This window comes from Coleofasciculus sp. E2-BRE-01 (genome assembly GCF_040221695.1).
Lineage (GTDB): Bacteria > Cyanobacteriota > Cyanobacteriia > Cyanobacteriales > Coleofasciculaceae > Coleofasciculus.
In genome coordinates, this window is record NZ_JAVKEA010000114.1 from 1 (window position 1) to 4477 (window position 4477).

Annotated in this window: 5 protein-coding genes; 3 read left to right on the forward strand and 2 right to left on the reverse strand. The window is 44.8% G+C overall.

The genetic code is table 11. The features are described from left to right. The first annotated feature begins 96 nt into the window (after window positions 1-96). Window positions 97-249, forward strand: a complete 153-nt coding sequence (locus RIG66_RS13730) for a hypothetical protein (RefSeq protein ID WP_446378841.1) — start codon at window positions 97-99, stop codon at window positions 247-249. Here RIG66_RS13730 and RIG66_RS13735 read toward each other — a convergent pair. Both RIG66_RS13735 and RIG66_RS13740 read right to left on the reverse strand, forming a co-directional pair. Continuing rightward, window positions 236-1780 carry a mercuric reductase gene (locus tag RIG66_RS13735; RefSeq protein WP_446378843.1) on the reverse strand — a complete coding sequence of 515 codons (1545 nt, stop codon included), beginning with the start codon at window positions 1778-1780 and terminating at the stop codon, window positions 236-238. The two genes, RIG66_RS13730 and RIG66_RS13735, sit on opposite strands and share 14 nt — an antisense overlap. A 240-nt stretch (window positions 1781-2020) precedes the next feature. Continuing rightward, complete coding sequence (locus tag RIG66_RS13740; protein ID WP_446378845.1) at window positions 2021-2806, reverse strand: TVP38/TMEM64 family protein; 786 nt, start codon at window positions 2804-2806, stop codon at window positions 2021-2023. 219 nt (window positions 2807-3025) lie between these two features. Between RIG66_RS13740 and RIG66_RS13745 the strand changes: the two genes are divergently transcribed. Both RIG66_RS13745 and RIG66_RS13750 read left to right on the forward strand, forming a co-directional pair. Beyond that, window positions 3026-3607 (forward strand): TetR/AcrR family transcriptional regulator, encoded by a 582-nt coding sequence (locus tag RIG66_RS13745; RefSeq protein WP_446378847.1) that lies wholly within the window; start codon window positions 3026-3028, stop codon window positions 3605-3607. Window positions 3608-3842: 235 nt separating this feature from the next. After that, the coding region (locus tag RIG66_RS13750) for an RNA-guided endonuclease InsQ/TnpB family protein (protein WP_446378849.1) at window positions 3843-4477 on the forward strand (635 nt) is incomplete at its 3' end.

Sequence of the window (4477 nt, forward strand, 5' to 3'; positions counted from 1 at the left end):
ATTCCCAAATGCGTTTAACCGCTATGGGATAGAGAGGTGCGTAGTTCACCCAAGGAGAATTAATCTCTCAAAGTAAAAGCGAAGGGAATTTCTGCAATGAAATTCAGTCTGTCTATATTTGACTATACTTTTACCAACTATACCACGATTTGGAAGATCTATTTTGAGGAAGATTTATCCCAGAAAGATCTTTTGGGAATGCTAACCGACTTACTACAAGCTTACTACAAACTTTCTAAGAAAACTTAGTGAGTAACCCTAAAAAGCGCTTTGTATTGGGTGTCAGCAGTGTGCGCCGATACGCATCAGCCGCTTTCTTAATCCCTTCCGCTTGCGTTGGATAAGGATGAATCGCACCACTCAGCTTACTCAACCCCACGTTTCCCACAATCGCCGTTGTCACTTCACTAATCATCTCCCCTGCATGACGCGCTACGATTGTCGCCCCCAGAATTTTATCCGAACCTTTCTGATGATGGATTTTCACAAATCCGTCCTCTTCCCCATCCGCGATCGCACGATCTACCGTATTAAATGGTATCTTAATCGTACTCACCTTCATTCCCTTTTCCTGAGCTTCATCTTCATACATGCCGACATGGGCAATTTCTGGGTCAGTATAGGTTACCCAAGGCATGACTAAATCACTGAGTTTAGACCGCCCTAAGCCAAAGGGAGAAAACAAGGTATTTTTAATCACAATTCGCGCCGCTGCATCCGCGGCATGGGTGAATTTCCATTTCATACAAATATCACCAGCCGCATAAATATTCCGATTCGTTGTTTGTAGATAATCATTAACTTTTATCCCTTTGCGGTGGTACTCCACGCCAACGGCGTCTAAATTCAACCCTTCTATATTTGGCGCACGCCCTGCACCCACTAAAATTTCATCAACAATGATCGACTCATCCTGACCATTACAGGTATAGTGCAGTAACTTACCTTCATCCATCTTGATTGCCCGTTTCATTTGGCAATCTAAGACTAAGCGAATGCCTTCTTTTTGAAACTTATGCTGCACAATTTCGGCGGCATCCGCGTCTTCTTTATTTAAAATATGAGAATGACGATGGAAAAGAATCACCTCACAGCCTAAACGACGGAATGCCTGCGCCAATTCACAGCCAATGGGTCCTCCGCCAATAACTGCCAGCCGTTTGGGGCGTTCGGTTAAGGAAAAGACAGTTTCATTGGTCAGAAATCCTGTTTCTTCTATGCCATCAATGGATGGGCGTACCGCCCTAGCCCCTGTTGTAATTACTGCTTTTTTAAACCGCAAAATTTTATCACCAACAGCAATTGTATTAGAATCTTGAAATGACCCTTCTCCTAAGAAAACATCAATATTATAGGTTTGTTTAAAGCGTTGGGCTGAATCATGATGACTAATTCCAGCCCGAAGTTTCCGCATCCGTGCCATAACTGCGGGAAAATCAATATCAATCTGTTCAGGAGGACGAATGCCAAAGTCTCCTGCTTCTTTCATTTGAGCAACAACACGGGATGAGCGAATAATACATTTAGAGGGAACACATCCAACATTTAAACAATCCCCACCCATAAGATGGCGTTCGACTAAGGCAACTTTTAAACCAATATCCATCCCAGCAGCACCGGCGGCGGTGACTAATCCCGCCGTTCCTGCACCAATTACGACGAGATCATAACGCTCGGCGGGTTTGGGATTAACCCAATCCGGTGGATGAACATGGGAAACCAATTGCTGGTTATATTCATCCATTGGCGGGACAATTACTCTCTCAGATGTTGATGTCATTAGTTACTCCTTAATTAATAGTGATTGGGGATTGAGGAAACGGCGATTTTTTTTATTCTCTCACTTTAGTCGGGTCGGGTTGAGTTATATCGGGGTGAGGTCAAGAATGATAGTCGTGAAACCTGCGCCTACACACTCAAAACTTGGTCGGGGCGGGTTTAGTTACTTAGGGGTAACAAAAAAAGATAGTTGTAAAACCCGCCCCTACAGACTCAAAGACCACGTCTGGAACATTCAAAACTAATCAGAAACGCTTTCATCGAGAACCACATCATCCGAGACTTTTTTATCTAAGGCTTTTTTAGCAACTTTGGTAACATATACAGTAACAGCAACGGTGGCGATAAATCCAATAATCCGAATTGTCCATTGCACCGCCGGATTAGTCGGTTGTGCTTCTGTCCCCACCATCGCTAGACTACCCGCTAAAGAACCAATATAAACGTACATAATCGTTCCAGGAATCATACCCACAGAACCCAAAAAGTAGTCTTTCAACGAAACCCCAGTTAACCCATAAGCGTAGTTTAATAAATTAAAGGGAAACACAGGCGACAGTCGGGTTAATAAAACGATTTTAAATCCTTCCCCACCCACTGCATCGTCAATCGCTTTAAATTTTTCGTTCCCAGCAATTTTCTGCGCTACCCAACCCCTCGCCAAATACCGCCCTACCAGGAAGGCGGCGGTTGCTCCCAGGGTTGCGCCAATAAACACATAGATAGAACCCAATACAACGCCAAAGACAACGCCAGCGCCTAGAGTGAGGATGGAACCGGGCAGGAATGCTACCGTGGCAATAATATAAAGTACGATAAACGCGATCGCACCAACGGGACCGAGATCTTGAATCCACTGCAAGGCGTTGCGTAACCAGGCTTGGGGATTGAATCCTGAACCCGTGGCTGATTCCTGCGCCAAGGCGGGATTGGCGGCAATTAGTAATGTTGTACCAACCGCTAGCAGCGTGAATAGGGTTAGCTTGTATAGCTTTCTCTGGTGTCGGGGACAGAATTGGCGTTGCATTCAGTTGTCTCTCCTGTGTTGACCTATCTGATCAATCATGCGCCATCCCAGGTGCATCGTTATGATTATCCTAAACGGATACGCTGAGAATTCCCTGAAAATAGACGGAAGGAAGGATGAATTAGGACTTTAAATCTCCTATTCTCTATATCCTTAAAAAAATACTTGACTATTCGTTCCAGAAACGGTAAAGTCTTCCTAGAAGCAAATACGAGAGTGATGGCTCGACACAAAGAGTTCGACCGAGAGGAAGCGTTGGAGAAAGCCATGGAAACGTTTTGGTGCTATGGTTACGAAGGAACGTCAATCCAAGTTTTGGTCAAAAATATGGGCATTAACCGAGGGAGTCTCTATGATACCTTTGGTGATAAACGCGCTTTATTTAAATCCGCGATCGCACATTATGATAAAACCGTAGTCAAGGATGCGATCGCCCGACTCGAAGCCCCGGACGCCTCTAAGTCAGCTATTATTGATCATTTCTATACCCTGATTGATCGAGCGGTTACAGATGTTCAACGGCGAGGCTGTTTGATCACCAATACAGCGGTTGAACTCTGTCCCCATGATCCCGATACCGCGACTCGCATCGCCACCAATCTGGAACGGATTGAACGGGCGTTTTATCAAGCGTTAGTCAGGGCAAAAGATAAAGGAGAACTCAGCGATAAACATGACCTAAACGCTTTAGCCAGTTTCCTAACTTCTACCTTACAAGGCTTGCGCGTTACCTCTAAAGTTAACCCAGATCGGGATGCTTTGCGAGGTATCGTTCAGGTAGCGCTCTCGGTTCTCGACTAATTCAACTCTTTTTTTAAACTATTCTGGAACGTTTATTCCATAAAATTAAATTACTGGATAATTTTCATGACATTGACTTAACAGGGGTTTGGGGAGGTCGTAAGACCCACACTGTAATCTGTGATGAGCGTGCTGGGATACACGACTCCCCAAGGTCAATTTAGGTAACTCAATGTTCGCTTAAATTGACATTTAACATGGCGCGGCTAGTTAGTAAATGCTGTATAATAGCAGTATGCTGACATTTAACTACTGTTACCGAATCTATCCAGATGCCACCACTGAACAACGGTTAACTGAGTGGATGGAGATTTGCCGCCGTGCTTACAACTATGCACTGGGGGAGATAAAAGATTGGTGCAATAGTCGCAAATGTTTGATTGATAGATGCTCTCTGGTGCATGAGTACATCATTCGGTGCGATGCCTCATTCCCCGGTGAAGTGCGGCAGCTTAATAATCTGCCAAAAGCTAAGAAGGAATTTCCCAAGTTAAAAGAGGTTCCTTCTCAAGTCCTTCAGCAGACGATAAAGCAACTGCATAAAGGCTGGGACTATTTTAGGTCTCGCGGGTTTGGCTTTCCTAGGTTCAAGAAGGTTGGGCAGTTCAAATCATTGCTGTTCCCACAGTTCAAGGAAAATCCAGTAACGAATCTTCATATCAAACTGCCCAAATTGGGGACAATCCCAATCAACCTGCACCGCCCTATTCCATCTGGCTTTACGGTCAGACAGGTGCGAATTGTACGGAAAGCCGATAAATGGTATGCATCAATCAACATCCAGTGTGATGTCAGTGTCCCCGACCCCAAGCCTTATGGACACCCAATTGGGGTAGACGTGGGACTAGAGAAGTTTTTGGCGACCAGTGA